Here is a 26,450-nt window from a genome sequence, read left to right on the forward strand (position 1 = left end):
ATGTCCGGACCCCGTAAGTCAAATGGGTGGAATTACATGAGTCAAGGCGCACCGGAGACCGTGACGTGATTGGGATCACGCCGACGGAACCAGCAGCGACGTCGTCCGCGGGGTGAGCGCCTCGTCGAGGATCAGGCAGGCCGCTCCGATCGCTCCGACGTCCGATCCCAGGACGGTGCCGGACACCGTCACGGGGTGCACGCCCCGGGCCGCACGCAGCTCGTCGAGCCGGGCGGGGATCGTGTCGGTGAACATCTGGCCGACGCGGTCCCAGAGCGGTCCGCCCATCACGATCCGGTCGACGTCGAGCAGGTTCGACACCACGGCCAGTGCCCGCGCCACGTGCTCGCTGCACCGTCGCAAGAGCTCGTCCGCACCATCGTCGCCCGCGTCCGCCAGCGCCACGAGTCGGGTCATCGCGGCGTCCACCCCGGTCGGGTGATCGTCGGGGCGCTCGGCGGGGATGACTCCGCGCCGCTCGGCCTCTTCGATCAGGGGGAGCGGTGCGCAGCTGACGGCGATGCAGCCGCGCAGTCCGCACGCGCACGGAAGGCCGTCCGGGTCGACGACGATGTGGCCGATCTCGCCTGCGTTGCCCGACCCGCCGCGGACGACCTCGTCGCCGATGACGAGGCCGACGCCGAGACCGGTGCCGAGGTAGAGGAACGCGAAGTTCTGCGCGCCGTCGGCCTCGTCCGTCCACTTCTCGGCCACCGCGGCGGCGGTGACGTCCTTCTCGAGCACGACGGGCAGGCCCGTCGCCGCGGCGATCGCATCGCGCAGGGGCACGCGGTGCCACCCCGCCAGGTTGGGCGGATCCAGCACGATGCCGCGGTGCACGTCGATGGGACCGGGGGCGGCGATGCCGAGGCCGACGATGCGAGTGCGGTCGATGCCCGATTCGGTGAGGACCATCTCGATGTCCTGGATGAGCACGTCGACCGTGTCGGAGGGGTCCTGCGCCGTCGGGGTCGCTCGCGCGTGGCGGCTGACGACGTCGCCGTCGATCCCGAGGACGACGACGGTGATGAGACCGGGATCGAGGTGCACGCCGATCGCGTAGCGGCTGCTGCCGACCAGGCGCAGGGTCGTGCGCGGCTTGCCCCGGCCGGAGCTGGTGCGCCCCGCCTCTTCCACGATCCCCGCGTCGAGGAGTCGCTGCACGATGTTCGAGACGGTCTGCGCGGACAGGCCGGTGGTGTCGGCCAGCTCGACACGGCTGTGGCCGTGCGAACGACGGATCTGGTCCAGCACGACCGCTTCGTTGTAACCACCGACGCTGGGTTGATTTGCGCCGCGTCTGGCCATGGGTGAACCTGCTTTGCTCCGAGGGGCGGTTGATCGAGCGTAGCGCGCCCCGCGGCGACCGGCGATCCCCTGCCGGGCCCGCTACATTCGTGGCATGTCCTCGCCCTCACCTCTGGCCGCCCGCACCCTCGAAGACGGCGCTGTGCTGCGCGTCGCGCGGCCCGGCGACGAAGCCGGCATCCTGGCCGCGACCCACGCCCTCGCGGCCTATGAGCGGGAGCCGGATGCCGTCCGCACGACGGTCGGCGACCTCACCGCCGCGCTGTTCGGCGACGACCCGAAGGTGTTCGCCCACGTGATCGAGCGGGACGGCGGCATCCGGGCGATCGCGGTGTGGTTCCTCACCTTCTCGACCTGGACGGGACGCCACGGGATCTGGCTCGAGGACCTGTTCGTCGACGAGACCGATCGCGGGCGCGGGTACGGCACGGCGCTCCTGGGTTCGCTGGCGGCCGTCGCCCTCGAGCGCGGCTACCCGCGGCTCGAATGGACGGTGCTCGACTGGAACGCGCCGGCCGTCGGCTTCTATCGCTCGATCGGTGCCGAGGGCATGGAGGAGTGGACGACGCAGCGGATGGCCGGCGACGCGCTCGCCGCGCTCGCGCGGCGCTGACGGGTCAGGACAGCGGCGAGATCGTCACCGGGTCGCCCAGCCCTGACAGCTTCTGCGTGATCGTCGCGGTGCGTCCGAGGAACCCTGTGGTGGATTCGGCGGCCACGGGCAGTCCTTCGGTCGTGATCCAGAGGGTGTAGGACTCGACCGGGATGTCGTACCACGTGTACGGTGCCGCGCTCACGAGCCGGTAGGCCTCGACGGTGCCGTCGGGCGTTTCGACGTCCTCGGGTTCGGGGGAGACCTGCCACGTCTCGCCGGCGCCGATCAGATCGCCCATGAAGCCGGGGTCGGAGAACACGCGGTAGATCTCCGCCGTCGACCCGGCCTCCTGCTGCGACGCATCCGCCGAGTCCACGTCGGCGACGACCGGTCCGTCCCCGTCGTCGAGGAGCATCGCGCCGTCGACGAAGCTGATGGATGCCGGGCCGGCACCGGTCTCCAGCTCGCCCCGGAACTCGAACATCGGGTCGTAGTGGTAGACGATCTTCCCGGCCAGTTCGTCGCCCGAGATCGTCAGCGTGCCGCTGTCGTAGCGGACGAGGACCGCCTGGATGCAGGGGCCGAGGTCTCCGCCGGTGACGGTGGTCGCGGTGAGATCGAGGGTCTCGCATTCGACCGGCTTCTCGACGACCGGCGCAGCCGCTGTGGGGGTCGACGAGGGCGTGCCGGGTTCCGTGGGGGTGGTCGTCGCCGTCGACGGCGAATCGGTGGGGCCCGGTTCGGCGGGCCCGGTACATCCCGTCAGGGCGAGGACCGCCGCCACGGCCGCGATGGACAGGGGCAGGACGGGAGTGCGCACGGGAGCTCCTTGCGTCGACGTGGCGGGAGTCGTCGTCGAGCCTACTCGGGCCGTCTATCGAATCGGATGCCACCGGCGCAAGCCCCTGGGGCGGCATCCGGAACGCCGCCGATCATGGACGGCACATCGCGACGAGAGGAGAACCGTGGCCAGCATCATCGAAACGGTCGATGTCAGTGTGCCGGTGTCGACCGCGTACAACCAGTGGACCCAGTTCGAGTCCTTCCCCCACTTCCTCAGCTACGTCCAGTCGATCACGCAGATCGACGACACGACGAACCGCTGGAATGTGAAGATCGGCGGCGTGGAGCGTGAGTTCACCGCGCACATCACGGAGCAGCATCCGGATGAGCGCGTCGCGTGGAAGAGCGTCGACGAGGATCACGCCGGCGTCGTGACCTTCCACCGCCTGAGCGACACGGAGACGCGCGTCACGGTGCAGCTCGACTGGAAGCCCGAGGGCTTCGTCGAGACCGTCGGCGCCGCCATCGGCGTCGACGACCACGCGGTCAAGAAGGACCTGCAGAAGTTCAAGGAATTCATCGAATCCCGCGGCGCTGAAACCGGTGCCTGGAGAGGCGACGTGGGCTGAGCGGTCGGCGCCTCCGACTGCTCGCGACGGCCCGGTGGTGCATTCCACCGGGCCGTCGTGGCACGGTGGGAACATGACCACTCTCTCCCTCGAAGGCCGCGCTCGCCGCCTTCGCGACCTGCACGCCGCCCCCGAGATCCTCCGCGTCATCAACGTGTGGGACGTCATCTCGGCGAAGGCCGTGCTCGCTCTGCCCGAGACACGAGCGATCGCGACCGCGGGCCACTCGATCGCGGCATCCTTCGGCTACGACGACGGCACGATCCCCCTCGAGACGACGCTCGACATGGTGGGCCGGATCGTCGAGGCCGCCGGCGACGTCCCCGTGTCGGCCGACCTCGACGACGGGTATGAGGACACCGGCGACACGATCCGCCGGGCGATTGGCGTCGGCATCGTCGGCGCCAACATGGAAGACCGTCTCCGGCCCTTCGACGAGGCCGTCGCGCGGGTCGCCGCCGCCGTCGCGGCAGCCGAGTCCGAGGGTGTCCCGTTCGCGCTCAACGCCCGCACCGACGCCATCGCCAGAGCAGGGGACCGCCCGCTCGAGGAGTCGATCGCCGATGCCATCGCGCGCGGTCGCGCCTTCCTCGACGCGGGCGCCGACGTCGTCTTCGTGCCCGGAGCGCTCGACGCCGACACCACGGCCCGCCTGGTCGAGGGCATCGGCCGGGTCAGCGTGATCGGACTGCCCGGCGCCCTCCGCGCGGCCGAATACGAGAAGCTCGGCGTCGCCCGCATCTCCTACGGCCCGCTCACCCAGCGCGTCGCGTTGACGGCGTACCAGGATCTCGCCGCCGATCTGTACCGGGACGGCGTGATCCCGGACAGCACCCGAGCCCTCAACTGACGGCAGCGGGACGGATGCCGGAGCGCGACCTTCGACAGGGCGGGCGGAGCCTGCGTGGTAGGCTCTCCCGTTGGAAGCGTGTCCGAGCGGCCGAAGGAGCATGGCTGGAATCCATGTAGGCGGGGTAACTCGTCTCGCAGGTTCAAATCCTGTCGCTTCCGCCGGAACGAAGCCCCGCACCTGATGGTGCGGGGCTTCGTCGTTCCCGGAGCTACCGGGTCCTCAGCGCTGCCGGGACCTCAGCGCTGCAGCGGCATCGCCTCGGCGAAGGTCGACCCCGGGTGGACGACGAGCGAGCGCGGCAGCAGACGCGCCGCAAGGCGACGTGGCACCGACACGGCGGCGAACAGCCCGGCGCGGATCGCGGCGGCATCCGTCACGAGCTCGTCACCGTCGGCGTCGCCGAACGAACCAGGCTGCGCGTAGCTCGAGCGCTCGACGGCGCCCACGAGCCGATCCAGCGCGACCGGCGGACCGCCGTGGTCGGCCTGGAGCCGCTCGCCGAACGCCCGCGGCGACTCCGATTCGGGCACCGGGATGCCGAGGTCGAGCGCCGTGTCCTGCACGAGACGCCACGCCGCAGCGGCGCTGCCGCGTCGCGCCTGCGACCGGCGTCGGCGGGAGACGACCGCGCCGGCGAGACCGGGAAGGGAGAGCAGGAGGATGACGCCGGCCACGATCCCCAGGACCGGCAGCACGGTGACGACGGAGAAGGTCGTCGTGGGCGTGGCGCCCGCGGTGGGGTCCTCGTCGGGTCGCGGTGCCGCCGACGCGGTCGAGGTCGGCTGCGGCGTGGCGGTCGCCGACGGCTCGGGCTCGGGCTCGTTCGAGCCGTCGTCCTCCGAGGCGAATCTCTGTGCGGCGCCGAGGCTCTTGGTGGGTTCGAAGGCGACCCAGCCGATGCCCGCGAAGAAGACCTCGGGCCAGGCGTGCAGTTGGGCGGTCGTGGCCTGATAGACGCGGTCGTCGCCCTCGACGTCGCCGGTCGGGAGGCCTGGGAGGAATCCCACGACGACGCGGGAGGGCATGTCGAGGGTCCGCGCCATGATCGCGAATGCCGACGCGAAATGGACGCAGTACCCCGACCGCACCTGCAGGAATCGCTCGACGGCTTCGACGCCGGAGCCGTCGAAGCCCTCCTCGACCGGAGCCGAGAGCGAGTAGTCGAAACTCGGCCCGCGGAACCACGACTGCAGGGCGAGCAGACGGTCGTAGTCGTTCGAGGAGTCGGCCGTCACCTCCGTCGCCAGATCGGCGATCTGCGACGGGGTGTCGGCCGGGAGCTCCACCGCTTCGCGGGGGCCGCCGCGGGCCTCGGCCGCGCGCGCCTGCTCGAGGGTGGGCCGCGGCGTCCGGCTCACGACCTCGAACGTCTGGCCGCGTGCGGCGGAGGTGGGCGAGGCGACCGTTCCGTTCGCAGCGGTGATCCGCCAGCTCCCGGTCACCCCGTCGAAGGAGACCGCGTCCGCGGGGACGGGCAGCTGCGCAGAGGAGAGGTCGAGGACCTCGACCGTGCGCCGGTCCTCCACGATCTCGATGCCGTCCGCGGCGGAGTCCTCGGGCACCCACTCATCGATCGGCACCGAGCGGTTGCGGTCGGGTTGCCACGAGTTCCCCTCCAGCTCGGTGAGGGTCGCGACGCGCAGGTAGGCCGGGGCCGCCGCGGCGCTCCACTGCCGGACCACGGGAATCTCCGCGGGCCGGCGCAGGTCGTCGCCGAGGTTCAGCGACGCGTCGATCGATGTGCCCCCGCCGAACCCGCCACTGGGGGCGGCCGGCGTCGGCAGCGCCGGCGCGGCGATCACGGCGATGACGATGGCGGATGCCGCGATCACGGCCGCGACGGCGCCGACACCGCCGCGCGGTGCGTCGGCGGACCGCGCACGGTGGCGGGCGCGGGTCTCTGCGCGCAGCAGCCACAGCAGGACGACCGCGAGGAACGCGAAGGCCCACAGGTCCATCACCTGCGGCACGGCCAGCGTCGGGATCAGCCAGACGGCGATCAGGGCGACACCGGCGAGCAGCGGCATCCGCGCCGTCAGGACGACGTGGTCGAGGGCGACCGCGAGCAAGCCGACGGCGCCGACGATGAGGAACGTGAGGGAGGCCGAAGCCTCGAGCGGCGCGACGCCGACGGCGATGTCCGAGCTCGCGATCTCGACCAATCGCGGCACCCGGGCGAACGCCTCACCCGAGGGGATGATGAACAACCAGGCGACATCCGAGAAGAACACGGCCGTCATCGTCGCGATCCAGATCGCCAGGAGGGACGGGGTCACGACGAGCGCACCGAGCCGGAGCCGTCGCAGCAGGTACCCGGCGCCGAGCAGCAGACCGGCGAGGACGAAGGCGAGCGCAGCCCAGGCGCCGCCGGCGATCACGCTGAACAGCGGGACGAGGGCGGCCACGAGACCGAGGAGGAGCGCGACGGTCGACGGCCCGTCGTAGCGGGGGCGCGCGGCGCCCTGTGGTTCAGCCGGCATGAGCGCGCATCCCCTCCGTACCGACGCCGCCCGGCCACAGCGAGTCGAGCTCATCCTCGGGTTCGAGCAGGTGCACGCGCCACCCGGCCTCCCGCGCCGTCCGCAGCGCGGCATCCGCGCTGCCCTCGACAAACAGGACGGGCATGCTGCTGTGCGTCACGACGGGAGCGAGGGAGGCGGCATCCGTCACGTCCACCTCACCGGTCACGACGACCACCGGGCCGAGCGTGGATCCCGCGAACAGCGGCGCGAGATCCCGGAGCGAGCCGTCGCGCCGAGCCGTGAGGGTCGCGAAAGCCGTCGTCATCGCCTCGAGCGCCGTGGTGTCGCCCCCCTCGAGCCCCGGGACGAGTTCGGCGCCGTCCACGTCGATGACCGCGACGCTGTATCCCTCGCGAACGAATCGCGCCGCCGCCGAGACCACCGTCGAGACCGCCGCCTCGAAGCCGGGATCCTCGCCCGGGGAGCGCAGGGCCTCGCTGGTCCACCGGGCGGCGGTCCGATCGAACACGATGACGGCCTCGGGATTGGACTCGCGCTCCTCCTGCCGCACCATGAGCTCACCGCGATGCGCGCTGGCGCGCCAGTGGATGCGGCGCATCGAGTCGCCCGGAGCGTACGCGCGGGGGATGAGGTTGTCGGCACCCTGCCCGAGCCGGTCGGTGGTGGACTGCATCGTGCCGCCGGCGGCGCCGGGGAGATCGTCGAGGACCTCGAGCGGGATGAAGGCAGGGGTCACCGTGAGGGGCACGCTCCCGCCGAGTTGCTGCAGCCGGCGCGTCAGACCGAAGGGATCGGTGGTCTCGACCACGAGCGGACCGATCGGGCGCACCCCCCGCCGCCGCGCATGCACACGGTAGGCGATGTCCACGCGGTGGCTGCCCGCGGCGAGCCCCGAGCGGAGCGCCGGATAGACGCCGGTCGGCTCGCCTTCGACACCCCGGGGCAGCCTGTCGTGCCAGGTTCCCACGACCGTCGGCAGCATGGAGCGCGAATCGACCCGGACCCGGACGTCCACCTCGCCGCCCACGGCGGCCACGTCCGGGGCGAAGGAGCGATGCACGCCGTCGGCCCGGTGACCGAGCCACAGCGAGGCGAAGGACAGCGCCACGACAGCCACGAGGAGGACGCCGAAGAACACGAGCGCCGGCACACCGACGATCGGCGCCAGCACGAAGGAGGCGAGGCCCAGGAGGACCGCTCCCGTGCCGCGAGGAGTCAGCGGCCATCGCGTCATGACGGGCGACCGGTCAGCGCGCGGCGACGGGGACGCGCACCGAGCCCACGACCTGCTCGAGTGCGGCGGCGACGAGGTCTGCCCCGCCCCGTCCGCGGGACACCGCCCCGCCCCGAGCCGCAATCAGCCGGTGGGCGAAGACGGGCTCGATCAGCGCCACGAGATCGTCGGGGATGACGTACTCGCGTCCTTCGAGCGCGGCCCACACCTTCGCGGCGCGGATGAGCTGCAGCGTCGCGCGGGGGCTCGCGCCCAGTCGCAGGTCCGAGTGCTCGCGCGTCGCCCGCGACAGCGCGACGGCGTACTCCTCGACGGCGGGGGAGACGTGGACCGTCCGCGCCCAGGAGATGAGTGAGGCGACGCTCTCGGCGGTGATCACCGGACGGATCGCGTCGAGGGGGTTCGCGCTGTCGCGCTGGCGCAGCATGAGCGCTTCGTTCGCGGCATCCGGGTACCCCATCGAGATGCGCATCATGAACCGGTCGCGCTGCGCTTCGGGGAGCGCGTAGGTGCCCTCCATCTCGAGAGGGTTCTGGGTCGCGACGACGAGGAACGGATCTGGCAGACCTCGGCTCGTGCCGTCGACGGTCACCTGGCGCTCCTCCATCGCCTCGAGCAGTGCGGACTGCGTCTTGGGGGAGGAGCGGTTGATCTCGTCGGCGATCACGATGTGGGCGAAGATCGCGCCCGGCTTGAAGTCGAACCGGCCCTCGGACTGGTCGTATACGCTCACGCCGGTCACGTCGCTCGGCAGCAGGTCGGGAGTGAACTGGATGCGGCGCACGGTCGCCCGGATCGAGGAGCCCAGCGCGCGGGCGAGCATCGTCTTGCCGACGCCGGGGACATCCTCGATCAGCAGATGACCTTCGGCCAGCAGGCAAACCAGAGCGGCACGGACGGCGTGCGGCTTGCCGTCGATGACCTTCGACACCGACTCGACGAGTGCGGTCGTCGTCTCGGCGAACACGGTCGCATCGACCCGGCTGGTGGACCGCGTCGCGGTCCCGCCCCCCGGCGCCGTCATGGTCGTCTGGTCGTCGGTCATCCGTCCCCCTCACGCGGTCGGCGCAGCAGCGCGCCCGGACCGATGCTAACCCGGCCGTCGTAGGCGGGCGCCCGACGTCGGGTAGACTTGCAGCAGCTCTCCGCGAGACGGCACCCAGGCCAACTCCCCCAGGACGGAAACGTAGCAAGGGTAACCGGGCTCTGCCGGGTTCGCGGAGAGTCTTATTTTTGCGGGGGTACCCGCTTCGACCGCAGCCTCGGCTCCCAGCCCGGTCATCGACCCGCGAGCCTAGGCTGGATGCGTGGCTCAGAGCATCTACATCACCTCCGCCGAAGGTCACTCCGGCAAGTCGACGATCGCCCTGGGTGTCCTCGACACCCTGAGCCGTCGGTCGCCGCGTGTCGGGGTCTTCCGAGCGATCGCCCGCTCGACCGAGGAACGCGACTACGTGCTCGAGATGCTCCTCGACCACGACGGTGTCGACCTCGGCTACGACGAGTGCATCGGCGCCACCTACGACGAGGTCCGCGCCGATCCGGATGCCGCTCTCGGCCGCATCGTGGAGCGCTACAAGGCTGTCGAGGCGCAGTGCGACGCCGTCGTCATCGTCGGCAGCGACTACACCGACGTGGGCAGTCCCGCCGAGCTCGGGTACAACGCCCGGATCGCCGCGAACCTCGGCGCTCCGGTGCTCGTCGTACTGGCCGGTCAGCCCGCCGACGGGGAGCGTTCGCCGGATGCCGGGGGTCTGTCGCCCGAGCAGGTGGGGAACCTCGCCACCCTCGCCCTGGCGGAGCTCAAGCACGAGCGCGCGGGGATCTTCGCGGTCGTCGTCAACCGGGCCGACCCGGAGCGCCTCGACGACATCGTCGCAGCCGTCCGGGAGGTCCCCGCTGCGGCGGGCGACATCGGCGTCTGGGCGATCCCGGAGGATGCCTACCTCGTGGCTCCATCCGTGGGCGACGTCGCCCGTTCGCTCGGGGCGAGCCTGGTCAAGGGCGACGAGACCCTTCTCGACCGCGAAGTGCTGCACGTCGTCGTGGCGGGGATGTCGCTCAACAACGTCCTGCCGCGGCTCGAAGAGGCGGCGATCCTCGCCGTCGCCGCCGACCGCACCGAGGTGCTCCTCGCGGCCCTTTTGGCGAATGCGTCCGGAACCTTCCCGTCGCTGTCGGGCATCGTCCTCTACGGTCCGTTCGAGCTCCCCGAACACGTCGAGCGGCTGATCGACGGGCTCGACTCGAACCTCCCGATCCTCGCGACCGATCAGGGTACGTACGAGACCGTCCGCGGCATCATGAGCGCGCGCGGTCGACTGGCGGCGCACTCGCAGCGACGCTACGACACCGCGCTGGCGCTCTTCGACACGCACGTCGACACCGATGATCTACTGCGTCGCATCGGGCTCGCGAGCTCGAGCGTCGTCACGCCCCTCATGTTCCAATACGGCCTCATCGAGCGTGCGCGCAGCGAGCGCCGGCGCATCGTGCTACCCGAGGGGAGTGACGACCGCATCCTCCGCGCCGCGGCGACGGCCCTCGCCCGCGGCATCGCCGACATCACGATCCTCGGCGAGCCGATCGAGGTGCGCTCCCGCGCGCTCGAGCTGGGTCTCGACATCCAGGCCGCCGAGGTCCTCAGCCCGTTCGACGCCGTCCACGTCGACAAGTTCGCCCGGGAGTACGAGCGTCTCCGCGCCCACAAGGGCATCACGTTCCGCCAGGCCGCCGACACCGTCACGGACGTCTCCTACTTCGGCACGCTGATGGTGCACCTGGGGCTCGCCGACGGCATGGTCTCGGGTGCCGCGCACACGACGGCGCACACGATCCGCCCCGCGTTCGAGATCATCAAGACGAAGCCGGGCGTCGACGTGGTTTCGAGCGTGTTCCTCATGGCGCTCGCCGACCGCGTCCTCGTCTACGGCGACTGCGCCGTGATCCCCGATCCGACCGCCCCGCAGCTCGCCGACATCGCCGTCTCGTCGGCCGCGACGGCGGACCAGTTCGGGATCTCGCCGCGGGTCGCGATGCTGTCCTACTCGACGGGGGAGTCCGGCTCGGGCGCCGACGTCGAGAAGGTCCGCGAGGCCACCGCGCTCGTGCGCGAGCGCGCCCCGAAGCTGCTCGTCGAAGGCCCCATCCAGTACGACGCGGCCACTGACGCCGCGGTCGCCGCGACGAAGATGCCGGGTTCGGATGTCGCCGGCCGGGCGACCGTGTTCGTGTTCCCCGATCTCAACACCGGCAACAACACGTACAAGGCCGTGCAGCGCTCGGCCGGCGCGGTCGCGATGGGCCCGGTCCTGCAGGGCCTCAACAAGCCCATCAACGACCTCTCCCGCGGAGCGCTCGTCGAAGACATCGTCAACACCATCGCGATCACCGCGATCCAAGCCCAGAACGCGGCGGATGCCGCAGCCCCGGAGACCCGCGCATGACCCCCGTCCTCGTCATCAACAGCGGTTCGTCGTCGTTCAAGTACCAGCTCGTCGACGTCGAGACCGAGCGTGCGCTGGCCTCGGGGCTCGTGGAGCGGATCGGCGAGGCGACCGGCGTCGCCACGCACACCGTCTTCTTCGCCGAGGAGGGGACCGGCGTCACCGCGACGAAGGCGACGACGCGCATCGAACGCCCGATCCCGGATCACACGACCGGCTTCGCGGTCATGCTCGAGGCCTTCGGCGCTCAAGGTCCGTCGCTCGATCGGGCACGGCCCGTCGCCGTCGGCCATCGCGTCGTCCAGGGCGGTGCGCGCTTCTTCGAGCCGACCCTCGTCACCCCGCTCGTCGAGATCAACATCGACGAGCTCTCGGCCCTCGCGCCGCTCCACAATCCGGGCGCGCTCCAGGGCATCCGCGCGGCGCGGGCGGCGTTCGCCGACGTCCCGCACGTGGCCGTATTCGACACCGCCTTCCACCAGACGATGCCGGCGGCGGCGTACACCTACGCCATCGATCGTGAGATGGCGCAGAAGCACCGCATCCGCAAGTACGGCTTCCACGGTACGAGCCACAAGTTCGTGAGCGAGGCCGCCGCCGCCTTCCTCGGGCGGCCCGTCTCGGAGTTGTCGCAGATCGTGCTGCACCTCGGCAACGGCGCCTCGGCGACCGCCATCCGCGGGGGCGAATCCGTCGACACGTCCATGGGCCTCACCCCGCTCGAGGGCCTCGTGATGGGGACCCGTTCGGGCGACATCGACCCCTCCGTCCTCGGCGTCCTCGCCCGACGCGAGGACATGGCCCCGGGCGAGCTCGACTCGTTCCTGAACAAGAGGAGCGGGCTCCTCGGTCTCGCCGGCGCCTCGGACATGCGCGACATCGACGCGCGTCGGCAGGCGGGGGATGCCGACGCCACGCTCGCGTTCGACGTCTACATCCACCGGCTCCGCGCGTACATCGGCGCGTATCTGGCCCAGCTCGGCGGTGCCGACGTCATCTCGTTCACCGCGGGCGTGGGCGAGAACTCCGCCGTGGTGCGGGCGGCGGCTCTCGAGACGTTCGGCTTCGCCGGGGTGCGAGTGGATGCCGAGCGCAATGCCTCCCGCGAGCGCGGCATCCGTGTCATCTCGACCGACGACTCGCCCGTCACCGTCCTCGTCGTCCCGACGGACGAGGAACTCGAGATCGCCCGCCAGGCTCACACGGTCGCGACGGCGTGACGGATACGCTGGAGGCGTGACGATGGCCGAGCTCCCCGACCTCACCCGTTTCGACGGCGTCCTCTTCGACCTCGACGGCGTGCTCACGCCGACCGCCGAGGTCCACATGCACGCCTGGGAGAGCATGTTCACCGAGCTGTTCTCGGCCTGGGGCATCGAACCGGCCTACGCCGAGGGCGACTACTTCGAGCACCTCGACGGCAAGAAGCGCTGCGACGGCGTCGCGAGCCTGCTGCGCTCCCGCGACGTCGAGGTCCCCTGGGGTGATCCCTCCGACGACCCGTCCGCCGACACCGTGTGCGGGATCGGCAACCGCAAGAACGTCGTCTTCGAGCGGGTCCTCCGCGCCGACGGCATCGCCGCCTACCCGGGCTCGCTCGCCCTCGTCGAGAAGCTGCAGGCAGCCGGCGTCCCGATCGCGGTGGTCTCCAGCTCGAAGAACGCCCGCGAGGTCCTCACCGCCGCCGGCATCATCGACCGCTTCCCGGTCATCATGGACGGCGTCGTCGCCGAGGCCGAGCACCTGGACTCCAAGCCCGCCCCCGACGTCTTCGCCCGCGCGGCCGAGATGCTCGGCGTCGACCCTCGGCACAGCGCCGCCGTCGAGGACGCGCACTCCGGCGTGCGCTCGGCCGCCGCGGCCGGGTACGGTCTCGTGGTGGGTGTCGACCGCGGCGCAGGGGAAGCCGCCCTGCGCGAGGCCGGCGCTCACGTCGTCGTCGACGACCTCGCCGTCTTCGTCTGATCCGCCCCGGCGCGCCCGCGCCACCGGCATCCCCCCGCTTCTCGTCCTGCCACCCGAAGAAGGACCCTCATGATCGATCGTCAGCGCTTCCCCGTGGACCCGTGGCGTCTCGTCGAGACGTCGTTCTCGCTGGACGACCCCGGCGTCACCGAGACCCTCTTCGCCGAGGGGAACGGCTACCTGGGTCTGCGCGGCAACCACCCCGAAGGCCGCCACGCCCACGAGCACGGCACCTTCCTCAATGGCTTCCACGAGGTCTTCCCGATCCGCCACGCCGAGCGCGCGTTCGGGTTCGCCGAGGTCGGTCAGACGATCATCAACGCGCCCGACAGCAAGGTCATGCGCGTCTACGTCGACGACGAGCCCCTCTCGCTCGACATCGCCGACCTCCGAGAGTACGAGCGCGCCCTCGACATGCGCCGGGGCGTCCTCACCCGCCACATCCGATGGATGACACCGAGCGGCAAGGACGTCGTGATCGACTACGAGCGGCTGGTCTCGTTCGAGGAGCGGCACGTCGCCGTCATGCGGATCTCGGTCACCGTCCTCAACGCCGACGCGCCCGTCACCGTCAGCTGTCAGCTGATCAACCGGCAGGACGGTCAGGACGTCTACGGCGGCGGAGGCCTGGGAAAGCAGGCCTCGGCCGGCTTCGACCCGCGCAAGGCCGACGGCTTCCAGGACCGCGTGCTGCAGCCCGAGGACTACTGGCAGGACGGCGACCGCGCCGCGCTGTCCTACAAGGTGAGCGAATCGGGCATGACGGTGGCCGTCGTCGCCGACCACCTCGTCGAGACCGACAACGAGTACTCGTCCCGCTCCCTCGTCGAGCCCGACATCGCCAAGAACGTCTTCCGGGTGCAGGCGCGCCAGGGGGTGCCCGTCACGATCACGAAGGCCGTGGCGTACCACACGTCCCGCGGCGTCCCCGCGCGGGAACTGGTCGAGCGAGCCCGTCGCACCCTCGACCGGGTCGAGCACGAGGGCATCCAGAACCTCTTCGATCGCCAGGAGGCCTGGATCTCGGCGTTCTGGGAGCGCTCGGACGTGGTCATCGAGGGCCACGACGACCTCCAGCAGGCGACGCGCTGGTGCCTGTACCAGCTCGCACAGGCGGCCGCCCGGGCGGACTCGCTCGGCGTGCCCGCCAAGGGCGTCACGGGATCGGGCTACAGCGGCCACTACTTCTGGGACACCGAGGTCTACGTCCTGCCCTTCCTCGCCTACACGACTCCGCTCTGGGCGCGGAACGCGCTGCGGATGCGGTACCTCATGCTCCCCGCTGCGCGGAAGCGCGCCGGCCAGCTGAACGAGGCGGGAGCGCTGTTCCCCTGGCGCACCATCAACGGCGAAGAGGCGTCCGCCTACTACGCCGCCGGGACCGCGCAGTACCACATCAACGCCGACATCGCCTTCGCCCTCGGCAAGTACGTCCGCGCCACCGGCGACACCGACTTCCTCCACCGGGAGGGTGTCGACATCCTCGTCGAGACCGCGCGCCTGTGGGCGACGCTCGGCTTCTGGCGGTTCACCGAGACCGGTGACCCCGAGAGCTTCCACATCCACGGCGTGACGGGTCCCGACGAGTACACGACCGTCGTCAACGACAACCTGTTCACGAACGTCATGGCCCGCTACAACCTCCGGTACGCGGCCAGGGTCGTCCGCGAGATGGCGATCGACCAGCCCGAGTCCTATCGGGCGATGGCGGAGCGGCTCGACCTCGACGAGGCGGAGCCGGTCGCCTGGCAGAGCGCCGGCGAGGCCATGCACATCCCGTACAGCGAAGCCCTCGGCATCCACCCGCAGGACGCGGTCTTCCTCGAGCGCGAGGTGTGGGACCTCGAGAACACCCCCGAGGAGCAGCGCCCGCTGCTGCTGCACTTCCACCCGCTCGTGATCTACCGCTACCAGGTGCTCAAGCAGGCCGACGTCGTGCTCGCGCTGTACCTGCAGGGCAACCAGTTCACCCCCGCCGAGAAGCTCGCCGACTTCGAGTACTACGACGCGCTGACGACGGGGGATTCGACGCTGTCCGCGGTCGTCCAGGCGATCCTCGCCGCCGAGGTGGGGTACCAGGACCTCGCGCTGGAGTACTTCCGCGAATCCGCTTTCGTCGACCTCGGCGACCTGCACAGCAACGCGTCCGACGGCGTGCACGTGGCCTCGGCCGGCGGCGTGTGGACGGCCCTCGTCGCCGGGTTCGGCGGGATGCGCGACCACCGCGGTGCGCTGAGCTTCGACCCGCGTCTGCCGGCGGATTGGCCGTCGCTGTCGTACACGCTGCACTGGCACGGCACCCGCCTGCAGATCACCGTCCGCCGCGACGAGATGGTCGTCTCAGCGGGCGACGGACCGGGGGTCTCGTTCACGGTTCGCGGCGCCGGCTACACGGTCGCGGGTGGCGAGACGGTCTCGGTGCCGCTGCAGGGCCAGGGTCCCGTCATCCCGGGTCGCCCGACGCTGAAGCAGATCGGCGAGCAGCTCCGCGAGGACGGCACGCTGCTGTCGGCATCGGTGCCCGATGCGACCGCCGCCACCTCCGTCCCCGTGCACACCGGAACGATACCCATCGTGACGGCCGACTCCGAGAACACGGATGCCGCGGGCGAACCCGACACCCGGACGCAGCAGATCCCCGCGATCGACGCGGGCGACGTGACCGCGAGGGTCTGACCTCAGACCCCCGCGGCCACCCGCTCGCGGAAGATGGCGCGGACGGCCTCGCGTCCGGCCCGATTGGCGCCGACCGTCGACTGCGACGGGCCGTAGCCGATGAGGAAGAGGCGCGGCTCGTCGATCGCGCGGGTGTCGCGCACCCGGACGCCTCCGGCGGCCGTACGCAGCCCCAGCGGGGCGAGGTGGGCGATGTCGGCCCGGAACCCGGTGGCCCACAGGATGACCTCCGCGGGCTCGAGGGTGCCGTCCGGCATCCGCACCCCGTCCGGTTCGACAGCGGTGAACATCGGATGCCACACCAGAGCCCCGCGGTCCTTCGCCGCCTGCGCCCACGGCGACCAGTGGGCGCCGGTGACCGACACGACGCTCCCCGGCGGGAGGCCCTGCCGGACGCGCTCCTCGACGCCCGCGATGGCCTGGATGCGGGAGGCCGTGTCGAAGCCCGTCGCGTCCCACTGCGGCTCGGTGCGCGAGACCCAGAAGGTGTCGGTCACCCGCGAGATCTCGTCGAGCAACTGGATCGCCGAGACCCCGGCGCCCACGATGACGACCCGTCGGCCCCGGAACTCCTCGGCGGAACGGTAGTCGTGGACGTGCAGCTGTCGTCCCGCGAACGATCCCTGTCCGGGGTACGTCGGCCAGAAGGGCTTCCGCCACGTGCCGGTCGCGTTGATGACGTACCGCGCCGCCCACGAAACGGGCGTCCCGGCATCCTCCGCCTCGATCGTCAGCGGTCCGTGCGGGTCGTCGTCCGGGCGTCGGACGGCGCGGACGCGGACGGGCCGCCGCACCCGCAGGTCGTACCGGTCCTCGTAGGCGGCGAAGTAGGCGGGCAGCACCTCGCGGCTGGGGGCCTCCGGATCGGCGGGCGGCACAGCGTAGCCCGGCAGTTCGTGGATGCCGTTGACCGTCCCCATGAGGAGGGTGGGCCACCGGTGCTGCCAGGCGCCACCGGGATCGGCGTCGGCGTCGACGACGAGGAAGGTGGGGGAGCCGTCGGCGGCGGCGTCGCGGAGCGGGACGAACCCGCGGCGGCGCAGGTGGTACGCGGCGCTCAGCCCCGCCTGGCCCGCGCCGATGACGAGGACGTCGACGGGGGTGGGGGGCATGCCCGCTGCAACGCGCGCGGTGCCCGCGCTGTTCCCCCTCGCGGTCGCCCGGGCCGCCCCGACCGCGCGCCCGTTAGGCTGACCGGATGGCATGCGTGACGAGGCGGACCGGGGGAGCTCGATGAGCTCGGCGTCGGTCGGTGCCCGCGCCGCCGACGGGGTCTTCGACGGGCTCCGCGAGGACATCGTCGCCGGTCGGCTCGCGGTCGGCGAACGGCTGCCCTCCGAGGCCGCGCTCGCCGAGCAGTACGGCGTCAGCCGCCCGAGCGTGCGCGAAGCCCTCCGCTCTTTGCAGGCGCTCGGACTCACCCGCACGCGCACCGGGAGCGGAACCTACGTCGCCTCCGACCGCCCTGCACTCTCGCTCGGCTACGGCGACTTCTCGCCTCGCGATCTCAGCGAGGCACGTCCTCACATCGAGGTGCCGGCGGCGGGTCTCGCGGCGGAACGCCGGACCGACCAGCAGCGCGCCGACCTCGTCGCGCTCTGCGACCGCATGGACGCGACCACCGACCCGGGGGAGTGGGTCGAGCTCGACTCGCGCTTCCACGTGCTGGTGGCCGAGGCATCCGGCAACGCGGTCTTCGCCCGCGCCGTCGGCGACATCCGTGACGCCCTCAGCCACCAGTCGGGCGTCGTGAACCTCATCGCCCACCGCCGCGAGCCGTCCTCGCGCGAGCACCGCGCCATCGCCGAAGCCATCGGCATCGGCTCGGCGATCGAGGCGCGCGAGGCCATGCGCGCGCACCTCGGTGCCGTCGAGCGCGTCGTCAGCCCGCTGTCGGAACCAGCTTCTCGGGACTGAGCGCCGCCGCGAGCGTGGCCGGGTCGAGGAGTCCCCGTTCGAGGACGACCTCGGGAACCGAACGTCCCGAGCGCAGCGCCTCGCCGGCGACCTCGGTCGCCGCGCGGTAACCGATGAGCGGGTTCAGCGCGGTCGCGAGTCCGATCGAGTCGGTCACGCGCGCGGCCATGACGTCGGGACGGGCCTGGATGCCGCTGACGCACCGCTCGGCGAGCAGACGGCACGCGGCGGTCAGGTGCGCGATGCTCTGCGAGAGGGCCCGGACGATCACGGGCTCGAAGGCGTTGAGCTGCAGCTGGCCCGCCTCTGCGGCGAGGGTGACGGCGAGGTCGTCGGCGATCACCGTGTACGCGACCTGCGTCACCATCTCGGGGATGACGGGGTTCACCTTGCCCGGCATGATGCTCGAGCCCGCCTGGAGGGCGGGGAGGGTGATCTCGCCGAGGCCGGCGCGCGGCCCCGACGACAGCAGCCGCAGGTCGTTGCACGTCTTGGAGAGCTTGACCGCGATGCGCTTGAGCATGCCCGACAGGTGCACGAAGGCGCCGGGATCCTGGGTGGCCTCGATCAGGTCGGTCGCGGGGGTGAACGGGCGCCCGGTGAGCGCGGCGAGGTGCGAGACGGCGAGCGGTCCGTAGCCGGCCGGCGCGTTGAGTCCCGTGCCGATGGCCGTCGCGCCGAGGTTGACCTCGAGCAGCAGCCGGGCCGATTCGCGAAGGCGCAGGCGGTCCTCGTCGAGCATGACCGCGAACGCACCGAACTCCTGCCCGAGCGTCATCGGCACGGCATCCTGCAGCTGCGTGCGGCCGATCTTCACGTAGCCGCCGAACTCGGCGGCTTTGGCCGCGAACGCGTCGTGGAGGACGCCCATCGCGGCATCCAGTCCGTCGACGCCTTCGACGAGGGCGACGTCGATCGCCGTGGGGTAGGCGTCGTTGGTCGACTGGCTCAGGTTCACGTGGTCGTTGGGATGCAGGTACGCGTACTCGCCCTTCGCGTGACCCAGGAGCTCGAGGGCGCGGTTGGCGATGACCTCGTTCGCGTTCATGTTCGTCGAGGTCCCGGCGCCGCCCTGGATCACGTCGACGACGAACTGGTCCGCGAGGGCGCCGCCCCGGATGTCGCGGCAGGCCGCCGCGATCGCGTCGGCGCGAGCGGTGTCGAGCAGGCCCAGGTCGCGGTTGGCGAGCGCGGCCGCCTCTTTGACGAAGGCGAGCCCTCGCAGCAGGAAAGGGTAGGTGCCGATGGGGACCCCCGTCACGGGGAAGTTGTCGCGGGCTCGCGAGGTGTGGACGCCCCAGTACGCGTCTGCGGGGATCTCCGCAGGGCCCAGAAGGTCGTGCTCGGTACGCGTCGTCGTCATGTCGCTCTCTTCCTCGAGGTGGCCGAACGCCGCAAACCTATCAGACAGATTAGACACTCTTCACGACGAGAACTTGACGAATCCGCCGTCACGGGTGTTCAGTGTTCCCAAACCTGTAAGGCAGATATCACATACCGAACGGCGACGGCGCCGCGCGGCAACGAAAGCGAGAACCCATGACGACGGAGTCGACCTCCCCGAAAACGGATGCCGCGATGCTCCGCACGGCCTCGATCGCGCAGGCCGAGGGCGCGGGCTTCCACAAGGGCCTCCGGCCGCGTCAGATCCAGATGATCGCCATCGGCGGCGCGATCGGCACGGGCCTGTTCATGGGGGCCGGCGGCCGGCTCGCGACGGCGGGCCCCGCACTTGTCCTCGTCTACGCGGTCTGCGCCGTCTTCGCGTTCCTCGTGATGCGCGCGCTCGGCGAGCTGATCCTCCACCGCCCGTCGACGGGGTCGTTCGTCTCGTACGCCCGCGAGTTCTACGGCGAGAAGATGGCGTTCGCCGCCGGCTGGATGTACTGGCTCAACTGGGCCATGACCTCGGTAGCCGACGTCACCGCCGTCGCGCTCTACATGAACTTCTTCAAGCAGTACGTGCCAGCGTTCGCCGCGATCCCGCAGTGGGTCTTCGCCCTCGTCGCGCTGGTCCTCGTCCTCGCCATGAACCTCCTGTCGGTGAAGGTGTTCGGCGAGCTGGAGTTCTGGTTCGCGATCATCAAGGTCGCCGCGCTCGTGACCTTCCTCGTCGTCGGCATCTTCTTCGTCGTCACCGGTACGCCCGTCGCGGGGACAACCCCCGGTTTCCACCTGATCGCGGACAACGGTGGAGTCTTCCCCAACGGCATCCTGCCCGCCCTCATCGTGGTGCAGGGCGTCGTCTTCGCCTACGCGTCGATCGAACTCGTCGGCACGGCCGCCGGCGAGACCGAGAGCGCGCGCACCATCATGCCGAAGGCGATCCGCGCCGTCGTGTTCCGCCTCGCGGTCTTCTACGTCGGCTCGGTGCTGCTGTTCACGCTCCTCATGCCGTTCACGAGCTACAAGTCGGGGGAGAGCCCCTTCGTGACCTTCTTCGGCTCGATCGGAGTGGAGGGCGCCGACGTCATCATGAACCTCGTCGTCCTCACCGCCGTCGTCTCGTCGCTGAACGCCGGGCTTTACTCCACCGGCCGGATCCTCCACTCGATGGCCGTGACGGGCTCGGCTCCCGCGCCCCTCATGCGCATGAACCGCGCCGGCGTCCCCTACATGGGCATCGCGGTCACCGCGGCCGTGACCCTGCTCGGGGTCATCCTGAACGCGGTCGTGCCCTCCCAGGCGTTCGAGATCGCCCTGAACGTGTCGGCGCTCGGCATCATCAGCGCCTGGGGCGTCATCATCCTCTGCCAGATCAAGCTCCAGCGATTGGCACGGGCCGGTGTGATGGAACGCCCCTCGTTCCGGATGCCGGGGGCGCCCTACACGGGATGGATCACGCTCGTGTTCCTCGTCTCGGTCATCGTCCTCATGGCGCTGGACTTCCCGATCGGGACGTTCACCGTGGGCTCGCTCATCGTCATCGTGCCGGCGCTCATCGGGGGATGGTTCCTGCTGCGCGACCGCATCCGGATGCTGGCGGCCGAGCAGACCGGCACCCTCGCCGCGCTGCAGCGCACCGACGAGAGCGGCGCGTGAGCGCACAGCACCTGGTCGTCATCGCGACCGGCGGCACCATCGCGAGCCGCCGGTCGCCGGACGGATCGAGCGCTCCCGTCCTCGGTGGGGGCGCTCTTCTCCACGGGCTCGCCCCCGATGACGACGTCCGGGTCGTCGACGCGCTCGCCGCGGACTCGGCCACGTTCACCCTCGCGGACATGCAGCTGATCGTCGACGCGGTGACCGACGCCGTCGCCGACGACGCGGTGCGCGGCGTCCTGGTCCTGCACGGGACGGACTCCCTGGAGGAGACCTCGCTCCTGGCGGCGATCCAGGTCGGCGCCCCGCGCATCCCCGTCGTCTTCACCGGTGCCCAGTTCACGGCCGACGACCCCGCGTCCGACGGCCCCGACAACATCCGGGTCGCGTTGGCGGCGACCCGGGCCGCGGTCCCCGGCGTGTGGGTCGCCTTCGGCGGCCGCATCCTCTCGACGTGGGGGCTGTCGAAGCTGACCACCGACCGCGCCGACGCCTTCGGCCACGCACGGCGGGATGCCGGGGCTCCGCCGCACGCGACGGGCGACGTGTCGGGGGTGCGGGTCGACGTCGTCGCGCTCCCGCCGGGCGCCGACGATGTGCACCTGCGGGCGAGCCTCGCCGCCGGCGCCCACGGGATCGTCCTCGAGGCGCTCGGGTCGGGGAACACGACCCCCACGGTCGTGGCGGCGGTCCGCGATGCGGTGGCGGGCGGCATCCCGGTCATCGTGTCGAGCCGCGTGCCGCGGGGGGTGCTCGTCCCGTCGTACGGCGGGGGAGGAGGCGGAGCCGACCTCGCCGCAGCGGGCGCCGTGCACTCGCCGACCCTCCGGCCGGGTCAGGCGCGCATCCTCCTGGCCGCGATGCTGGCCGCGGGTGCCGACCGCGACGCGATCGCCGCCGCGGTCGACGGGCGGGCGCCGGATCGGATGTCGGTGCCACGCCGTAGTCTGTTGTGGTGACCACCGCTCTGTACCGCCGCTATCGCCCGGAGACCTTCGGCGAGATGATCGGGCAGAGCCAGGTGACCGAGCCCCTCATGACGGCGCTCCGCAGCGACCGCGTCGGTCACGCCTACCTCTTCTCGGGTCCGCGCGGCTGCGGCAAGACGACGTCGGCGCGCATCCTCGCGCGCTGCCTCAACTGCGCGCAGGGCCCCACCGACACCCCGTGCGGCACGTGCGACTCATGCGTCGAGCTCAGCCGCGGCGGGGGCGGCTCCCTCGATGTCGTCGAGATCGACGCGGCATCCCACAACGGCGTCGACGACGCCCGCGACCTGCGCGAGCGTGCGGTGTTCGCGCCCGCCCGCGACCGCTTCAAGATCTTCATCCTCGACGAGGCCCACATGGTCACGGCGCAGGGCTTCAACGCGCTGCTCAAGCTCGTCGAGGAGCCGCCCGCGCACGTCAAGTTCATCTTCGCGACGACCGAGCCCGAGAAGGTCATCGGGACGATCCGCTCGCGCACCCACCACTACCCGTTCCGCCTCGTCGCGCCGGCCGCGATGCTCGAGTACGTCGAGCAGCTCTGCCAGACCGAGGGCGTCTCGGTCGAGCCGGGCGTCCTGCCCCTCGTCGTCCGTGCGGGCGGCGGGTCGCCGCGTGACACGCTGTCGCTGCTCGATCAGCTCATCGCCGGGTCCGAGGACGGTGCCGTCGGCTACGAGCGTGCCGTCGCGCTGCTCGGATACACGCACGCCGAGCTTCTCGACGAGGTCGTCGACGCCTTCTCGTCCCATGACGCCGCGGCCGCGTTCGGCGCCGTCGACCGTGTCGTTCAGACGGGGCAGGATCCGCGACGCTTCGTCGACGACCTGCTCGAGCGCCTGCGCGACCTCATCATCGTGGCCGCGACCGGCGAGGGTGCCCGTGCCGTGCTGCGCGGCGTGCCGGTCGACGAGCTCGAGCGCATGGCACGCCAGGCGGCGGCCTTCGGCACCGATCGGCTCTCGCGGATCGCCGACCTCGTGGTGACGGCCCTAGACGACATGACGGGTACGACCTCGCCCCGCCTGCAATTGGAGCTCCTCGTCGCGCGCGTCCTCGCGGCGACGGATGCCGGGGCTCACGCAGCGCCCGTTCCCGCTGCACCGGTGCAGGCGGCGGCTCCGGCGCAGTCACCCCCTCCCGCCACGGCACCTCCCGTCGCGGCACCTCCCGTTGCGCAGGCACCGGCCGTCGCTCACGCGCCGGCTACGGCACCCGCTCCGGCCGTCGCGCAGGCTTCCGCGTCCTCCGCTGTCGCCGAACCCGCGTCGCCTGCGCCCGCCGCCGCTCCCGAGCCGGCGGTGCCCACCGGGCCCGTCACGTTCGAGCAGATCCGCGACTCCTGGCCCGAGATCCTCCGCCGGCTCGAGGACATCAGTCGCACCTCGTGGATGATAGCGACGGCCTCGCGCCCGGTCGCGTACGCCGAGGGCGACATCCTGACCCTCTCGTTCCAGAGCCACTCCGACGTGCAATCGTTCAAGAAACTCTCCGCGGGCAAGGGGCCGAGCGAAGATCTCCGAACCGCGATCCTGTCGGTGCTCGGCGTGCGGGTGAAGTACCTCACCCGTCACGACACCGATCCGACCCCGCCCCCGCCCGGCGGCGTCGGTCCCGACGTGCCCCCCGAGCCCGACGCACCCGAGGGCGGGTACGGGGTCACCCCTGCCGCGGCATCCCGTCCCACCTCGGCGCCCCGGTCCGCGCCGGCTGCGGCAGCGCCCGTCACCGAGTGGGCAGTCGCCCCGATCCCGACCGACGACGGCGCTCCGTCCGCCCAGTTCCCCGTGGACGACGAGCCCGAGGATGCCGCCCCGTCGCCCGTCCGAACGCTCACCGTGCAGCGCGAGGGCGATGTCCTTCCCGCCGAGGCTCCAACCGACGACGACGAGGACGACGTGCCGCCTCCCGTGGACGCCGACGCGCCGGTCCCCGTGCGGACGCCGCCTCCCCGGCTCGCACCGGAACCGCCCCGCGGGCCCCGTCCCGGAGGGATCGAGCGGGTCGGCGAGGCCGCCGTCCGCCAGCTCCTGGGTGCGCGCTTCGTCCGCGAAGAGCCGTACACCCCTCCGACGAGGTTCAACTGACCCATGTACGACGGCATCGTCCAAGACCTGATCGACGAGTTCGGACGCCTTCCCGGCATCGGACCAAAGTCAGCGCAGCGCATCGCGTTCCACATCCTGCAGACCCCGTCCTTCGATGTGTCCCGATTGGCGCAGCTGCTGTCCGAGCTCCGCGAACGGGTGCGGTTCTGCGAGATCTGCGGCAACGTCTCCGAGCAGACCCAGTGCTCGATCTGCCGCGACCCGCGCCGCGACCGCACCTTCATCTGCGTTGTCGAGGACGCCAAGGACGTCTCGGCGATCGAGCGCACCCGTGAGTTCCACGGGCTGTATCACGTGCTCGGCGGCTCGATCAGTCCGATGGCGGGCATCGGCCCCGACGATCTGCGGATCGCGCAGCTCATGCAGCGACTCGCCGACGGCACGGTGACCGAGGTCATCCTCGCGACCAACCCCAACCTCGAAGGCGAAGCGACGGCGACGTACCTCAGTCGCCTGCTTCGGACGCTCGAGATCAGCGTCACCCGGCTCGCATCGGGTCTTCCGGTCGGCGGTGACCTCGAGTACGCCGACGAGGTCACCCTCGGTCGTGCGTTCGAGGGTCGCCGCGCGGTCTGAGCTCAGTCGGTCGGGGCGAACAGCTCCGGCTCATGCGCGAGCGTACGCTCGACGGCGGCTGCGATGTCCTCGTCCTCGATGCGGTACTCCTCGGTGACGCGTTCCTCGGCTTCGCGCCACGCATCGTCGTCGCCGATGCCCGCGGTTTCGTCGTACTCGGCTGCCGCGCGGTCGACGGCTTCGGCGGTCGGCTCGAGACCCAGCGTGCGGTAGCCCTCGGCTACGGCTTCGAGCGGGAACTCCTCATCTGCGGAGTGGGCTTCGATCGCGTTCCAGAAACCGCTGCCCTGGACCGTGGCGTGGAAGGTGAGGACCCGTCGGACGGCGAGGTCGCCGGGCAGGGAGATGGGCTCGTCGAGGTCGACGGCACGGTTCCAGATCTCGTCACTCGCAGAGCTCATGCGGCGAGCCTAGGGGAGGTCAGGAGCGCTCACGTGCCCGGGCACGGATGACGGTGCCGAGCGAGGCGCGCAGCGGCTGACCGACGTAGATGCCGAGCGAGGCGCCGACCGCGAGGGCGATCCCCACCGTCGCCGCCGACGCGAGGGTCGCGAACCCCGACAGGAGCAGGGCGGTGCTGCTGCCCGATTCGACGACGCCGAGGAGACCGCGGAAGACGGCGGCTCCGGGGACCATGGGGAGGATCGCCGCCGTCGTGATCGCGACGGACGGCACGTGCAGCCGATAGGCCGCGAGAATGCCGACGAGGCTCCCCGCGAAGGCGCCGACGCCGCTGGCGGCCGCCGTCTCGAAGCCGAGACCGGATGCCGCGGTGTACCCCGCCCAGGCGACGACGCTGAGGCCCACGCTGACCGCGACGACGCGCAGTCCTGCTCCGTTGTAGATCGTGACGGAGACGGCGATGAGAGCCGCGCCGACGAACTGCAGCGGAAGGGGGCCGAACGGCAGCGAGTCGTTGGGGACGTCCATCCCGGCTCCGACCACCCGGGCGGTCTCGAGTCCCGCGAGGATGCCGAGGACGACGCCCAGGGTCTGCGTCATGAGCTCGAGGATGCGGCCCGTCGCCGTCAGGGCGAAACCGTCGATCGCGTCCTGCGCGGCGCCCACCACGGTGAGCCCCGCGAGCATCAGCACGATGCCCGACGCGACGATCACCGTCGGTTTGATGTCCTGCGCGACCGGCCACCCCGTCGCCTCGAGGCTCGGAGCGACGGCGGCGATGAGCGTCAGGACGAACGCGCCGGCGACCTGGCTGAAGAAGAAGGGAACGTGGACCCGGCCGAGGAGGAACTGCGTGATCGCGGCTCCTCCGGCGGCGATGAAGGAGAGGAGGATGACGAGCCAGTTGGCGCCGAACATCACCGCCACGCCGACCGCGAGGAGCGCCTGCGCGGCGATGATGACGGGCGGGTGGTAGGCGAAGGGCGTGCGGCGCACGATGCGGAACTCGGCGCGGGCGGCTTCGACCGGCATCCCGCCCCTGATCTGGGTGACGAGGGCCTGCAGTCGCTGCAGGCGGGCGTGATCGGGGGCCTGGCTGCGGACGACGCGCATGAGCGTGATCGGCTTGTCGGCGCCGCTCCGGTGGTGCGCGACGGTGATTGAGTTGTAGCTGACGTCGACGTGGACGGGATCGAGCCCGTAGACGCCGGCGACCCGCACGATCGTGAGGGTGACCTCGCTCGCGGGCGCCCCCGAGGCGAGCATCGACTCCCCGATGCGGATGCTGAGATCGAGGACTCCGACAGCGAAGGCGTCGTCGATCACCGGCAGCATCTCGGTGTGCGGCGCCGAGTTCTCGGGGGACCGGACGAGCGCCTGCAGCGACGTGAAGAACTGGCGTCGTCCCATGGCATCCAGCCTAAATGAGGTGCTCCGGCGGGCGTCA

At 71.3% G+C, this 26,450-nt stretch carries 21 protein-coding genes, 1 tRNA gene and 1 other RNA gene; 14 read left to right on the forward strand and 9 right to left on the reverse strand.

From position 1 onward, the window contains the following. Window positions 1–75: 75 nt before the first annotated feature. Window positions 76–1,254, reverse strand: coding sequence for an ROK family transcriptional regulator (locus Q9S78_RS05650; RefSeq protein WP_116228288.1), 1,179 nt, complete (start codon window positions 1,252–1,254; stop codon window positions 76–78). A gap of 148 nt (window positions 1,255–1,402) precedes the next feature. On the opposite strand from Q9S78_RS05650, the gene Q9S78_RS05655 reads away from it, so the two are divergent. Next, complete coding sequence (locus Q9S78_RS05655; protein WP_311869377.1) at window positions 1,403–1,921, forward strand: GNAT family N-acetyltransferase; 519 nt, start codon at window positions 1,403–1,405, stop codon at window positions 1,919–1,921. A gap of 4 nt (window positions 1,922–1,925) precedes the next feature. On the opposite strand, the gene Q9S78_RS05660 is transcribed toward Q9S78_RS05655, so the two are convergent. Beyond that, window positions 1,926–2,723: a hypothetical protein gene (locus tag Q9S78_RS05660; RefSeq protein WP_116228289.1), complete on the reverse strand. Its 798-nt coding sequence runs from the start codon at window positions 2,721–2,723 to the stop codon at window positions 1,926–1,928. Window positions 2,724–2,868: 145 nt separating this feature from the next. On the opposite strand from Q9S78_RS05660, the gene Q9S78_RS05665 reads away from it, so the two are divergent. The 3 genes from Q9S78_RS05665 to Q9S78_RS05675 all read left to right on the forward strand — a co-directional run bounded on the left by Q9S78_RS05665 (window position 2,869) and on the right by Q9S78_RS05675 (window position 4,326). Beyond that, window positions 2,869–3,315: an SRPBCC family protein gene (locus tag Q9S78_RS05665; RefSeq protein WP_020098170.1), complete on the forward strand. Its 447-nt coding sequence runs from the start codon at window positions 2,869–2,871 to the stop codon at window positions 3,313–3,315. A gap of 73 nt (window positions 3,316–3,388) precedes the next feature. Continuing rightward, complete coding sequence (locus tag Q9S78_RS05670) at window positions 3,389–4,165, forward strand: isocitrate lyase/PEP mutase family protein (protein ID WP_018187020.1); 777 nt, start codon at window positions 3,389–3,391, stop codon at window positions 4,163–4,165. Between the two features lie 72 nt (window positions 4,166–4,237). Continuing rightward, window positions 4,238–4,326, forward strand: a tRNA-Ser gene (locus Q9S78_RS05675). A 78-nt stretch (window positions 4,327–4,404) separates the two neighbouring features. Here the strand turns inward: Q9S78_RS05675 and Q9S78_RS05680 are convergent. Genes Q9S78_RS05680 through Q9S78_RS05690 form a run of 3 tightly spaced genes read right to left on the reverse strand, consistent with a single transcriptional unit; the run spans window position 4,405 to window position 8,930 of the window. Continuing rightward, entirely contained in the window at window positions 4,405–6,648 is a 2,244-nt protein-coding gene (locus Q9S78_RS05680) for a transglutaminase TgpA family protein (protein ID WP_311859259.1), read from the reverse strand. Beyond that, window positions 6,638–7,885, reverse strand: a complete 1,248-nt coding sequence (locus tag Q9S78_RS05685) for a DUF58 domain-containing protein (protein WP_311859262.1) — start codon at window positions 7,883–7,885, stop codon at window positions 6,638–6,640. Before Q9S78_RS05685 ends, Q9S78_RS05680 begins: the two co-directional genes overlap by 11 nt. Before the next feature lie 13 nt (window positions 7,886–7,898). Then, on the reverse strand, window positions 7,899–8,930 hold the full coding sequence (locus Q9S78_RS05690; RefSeq protein WP_311859263.1) for an AAA family ATPase: 1,032 nt from the start codon (window positions 8,928–8,930) through the stop codon (window positions 7,899–7,901). A 91-nt stretch (window positions 8,931–9,021) separates the two neighbouring features. Between Q9S78_RS05690 and ffs the strand changes: the two genes are divergently transcribed. The 5 genes from ffs (at window position 9,022) to Q9S78_RS05715 (ending at window position 15,972) form a co-directional block, all read left to right on the forward strand. Beyond that, an RNA gene (gene ffs, locus Q9S78_RS05695) (signal recognition particle sRNA small type) lies at window positions 9,022–9,118 on the forward strand. A gap of 74 nt (window positions 9,119–9,192) precedes the next feature. After that, window positions 9,193–11,331, forward strand: a complete 2,139-nt coding sequence (gene pta, locus Q9S78_RS05700; protein WP_116228292.1) for a phosphate acetyltransferase — start codon at window positions 9,193–9,195, stop codon at window positions 11,329–11,331. After that, window positions 11,328–12,551: an acetate kinase gene (locus Q9S78_RS05705; protein WP_311859266.1), complete on the forward strand. Its 1,224-nt coding sequence runs from the start codon at window positions 11,328–11,330 to the stop codon at window positions 12,549–12,551. The genes pta and Q9S78_RS05705 overlap by 4 nt, the downstream gene beginning before the upstream one ends. Window positions 12,552–12,573: 22 nt before the next feature. Further along, the gene (locus tag Q9S78_RS05710; RefSeq protein WP_311869694.1) at window positions 12,574–13,296 is read left to right on the forward strand and encodes an HAD family hydrolase; all 723 of its coding nucleotides are present in this window, start codon (window positions 12,574–12,576) and stop codon (window positions 13,294–13,296) included. 69 nt (window positions 13,297–13,365) lie between these two features. Next, complete coding sequence (locus Q9S78_RS05715) at window positions 13,366–15,972, forward strand: glycoside hydrolase family 65 protein (RefSeq protein ID WP_311859269.1); 2,607 nt, start codon at window positions 13,366–13,368, stop codon at window positions 15,970–15,972. A 2-nt stretch (window positions 15,973–15,974) separates the two neighbouring features. Here Q9S78_RS05715 and Q9S78_RS05720 read toward each other — a convergent pair whose 3' ends face one another. Next, on the reverse strand, window positions 15,975–17,084 hold the full coding sequence (locus tag Q9S78_RS05720) for an NAD(P)-binding domain-containing protein (RefSeq protein WP_311869379.1): 1,110 nt from the start codon (window positions 17,082–17,084) through the stop codon (window positions 15,975–15,977). Window positions 17,085–17,175: 91 nt separating this feature from the next. On the opposite strand from Q9S78_RS05720, the gene Q9S78_RS05725 reads away from it, so the two are divergent. Then, complete coding sequence (locus tag Q9S78_RS05725) at window positions 17,176–17,889, forward strand: FadR/GntR family transcriptional regulator (RefSeq protein ID WP_311869382.1); 714 nt, start codon at window positions 17,176–17,178, stop codon at window positions 17,887–17,889. Here the strand turns inward: Q9S78_RS05725 and Q9S78_RS05730 are convergent. Next, a complete protein-coding gene (locus Q9S78_RS05730) occupies window positions 17,855–19,252 on the reverse strand; it encodes an aspartate ammonia-lyase (RefSeq protein ID WP_311869385.1) in 1,398 nt (465 codons plus the stop codon). The two genes, Q9S78_RS05725 and Q9S78_RS05730, sit on opposite strands and share 35 nt — an antisense overlap. Window positions 19,253–19,428: 176 nt before the next feature. Here Q9S78_RS05730 and Q9S78_RS05735 point away from each other — a divergent pair, with 176 nt between their 5' ends. The 4 genes from Q9S78_RS05735 to recR are packed head-to-tail and all read left to right on the forward strand — an operon-like array spanning window position 19,429 to window position 24,601. Then, a complete protein-coding gene (locus Q9S78_RS05735) occupies window positions 19,429–20,931 on the forward strand; it encodes an amino acid permease (protein ID WP_311869387.1) in 1,503 nt (500 codons plus the stop codon). After that, window positions 20,928–21,890, forward strand: coding sequence for an asparaginase domain-containing protein (locus tag Q9S78_RS05740; protein ID WP_020098181.1), 963 nt, complete (start codon window positions 20,928–20,930; stop codon window positions 21,888–21,890). Before Q9S78_RS05735 ends, Q9S78_RS05740 begins: the two co-directional genes overlap by 4 nt. Then, complete coding sequence (locus Q9S78_RS05745) at window positions 21,887–24,004, forward strand: DNA polymerase III subunit gamma and tau (RefSeq protein WP_028497492.1); 2,118 nt, start codon at window positions 21,887–21,889, stop codon at window positions 24,002–24,004. Before Q9S78_RS05740 ends, Q9S78_RS05745 begins: the two co-directional genes overlap by 4 nt. Window positions 24,005–24,007: 3 nt before the next feature. Continuing rightward, window positions 24,008–24,601 carry a recombination mediator RecR gene (gene recR, locus Q9S78_RS05750; RefSeq protein ID WP_018187034.1) on the forward strand — a complete coding sequence of 198 codons (594 nt, stop codon included), beginning with the start codon at window positions 24,008–24,010 and terminating at the stop codon, window positions 24,599–24,601. Between the two features lie 2 nt (window positions 24,602–24,603). Here recR and Q9S78_RS05755 read toward each other — a convergent pair whose 3' ends face one another. Further along, the gene (locus Q9S78_RS05755; RefSeq protein ID WP_020098183.1) at window positions 24,604–25,002 is read right to left on the reverse strand and encodes a DMP19 family protein; all 399 of its coding nucleotides are present in this window, start codon (window positions 25,000–25,002) and stop codon (window positions 24,604–24,606) included. A 19-nt stretch (window positions 25,003–25,021) separates the two neighbouring features. Then, window positions 25,022–26,413, reverse strand: a complete 1,392-nt coding sequence (locus Q9S78_RS05760) for a threonine/serine exporter family protein (protein ID WP_311869393.1) — start codon at window positions 26,411–26,413, stop codon at window positions 25,022–25,024. Between the last annotated feature and the right edge of the window lie 37 nt (window positions 26,414–26,450).

It is taken from the genome of Microbacterium aquilitoris (genome assembly GCF_031932285.1).
Classification (GTDB): Bacteria; Actinomycetota; Actinomycetes; order Actinomycetales; family Microbacteriaceae; genus Microbacterium; species Microbacterium aquilitoris.

Coding starts and splice junctions, on each gene's coding strand:
- Q9S78_RS05710 (WP_311869694.1), top strand. CDS start 12,574: ATGGCCGAGCTCCCCGACCTCACCCGTTTCGACGGCGTCCTCTTCGAC.
- Q9S78_RS05755 (WP_020098183.1), bottom strand. CDS start 25,002: ATGAGCTCTGCGAGTGACGAGATCTGGAACCGTGCCGTCGACCTCGAC.
- Q9S78_RS05725 (WP_311869382.1), top strand. CDS start 17,176: ATGCGTGACGAGGCGGACCGGGGGAGCTCGATGAGCTCGGCGTCGGTC.
- Q9S78_RS05760 (WP_311869393.1), bottom strand. CDS start 26,413: ATGGGACGACGCCAGTTCTTCACGTCGCTGCAGGCGCTCGTCCGGTCC.
- Q9S78_RS05690 (WP_311859263.1), bottom strand. CDS start 8,930: ATGACCGACGACCAGACGACCATGACGGCGCCGGGGGGCGGGACCGCG.
- Q9S78_RS05685 (WP_311859262.1), bottom strand. CDS start 7,885: ATGACGCGATGGCCGCTGACTCCTCGCGGCACGGGAGCGGTCCTCCTG.
- Q9S78_RS05705 (WP_311859266.1), top strand. CDS start 11,328: ATGACCCCCGTCCTCGTCATCAACAGCGGTTCGTCGTCGTTCAAGTAC.
- Q9S78_RS05720 (WP_311869379.1), bottom strand. CDS start 17,084: ATGCCCCCCACCCCCGTCGACGTCCTCGTCATCGGCGCGGGCCAGGCG.
- recR (WP_018187034.1), top strand. CDS start 24,008: ATGTACGACGGCATCGTCCAAGACCTGATCGACGAGTTCGGACGCCTT.
- Q9S78_RS05730 (WP_311869385.1), bottom strand. CDS start 19,252: ATGACGACGACGCGTACCGAGCACGACCTTCTGGGCCCTGCGGAGATC.
- Q9S78_RS05680 (WP_311859259.1), bottom strand. CDS start 6,648: ATGCCGGCTGAACCACAGGGCGCCGCGCGCCCCCGCTACGACGGGCCG.
- Q9S78_RS05655 (WP_311869377.1), top strand. CDS start 1,403: ATGTCCTCGCCCTCACCTCTGGCCGCCCGCACCCTCGAAGACGGCGCT.
- Q9S78_RS05715 (WP_311859269.1), top strand. CDS start 13,366: ATGATCGATCGTCAGCGCTTCCCCGTGGACCCGTGGCGTCTCGTCGAG.
- Q9S78_RS05735 (WP_311869387.1), top strand. CDS start 19,429: ATGACGACGGAGTCGACCTCCCCGAAAACGGATGCCGCGATGCTCCGC.
- Q9S78_RS05670 (WP_018187020.1), top strand. CDS start 3,389: ATGACCACTCTCTCCCTCGAAGGCCGCGCTCGCCGCCTTCGCGACCTG.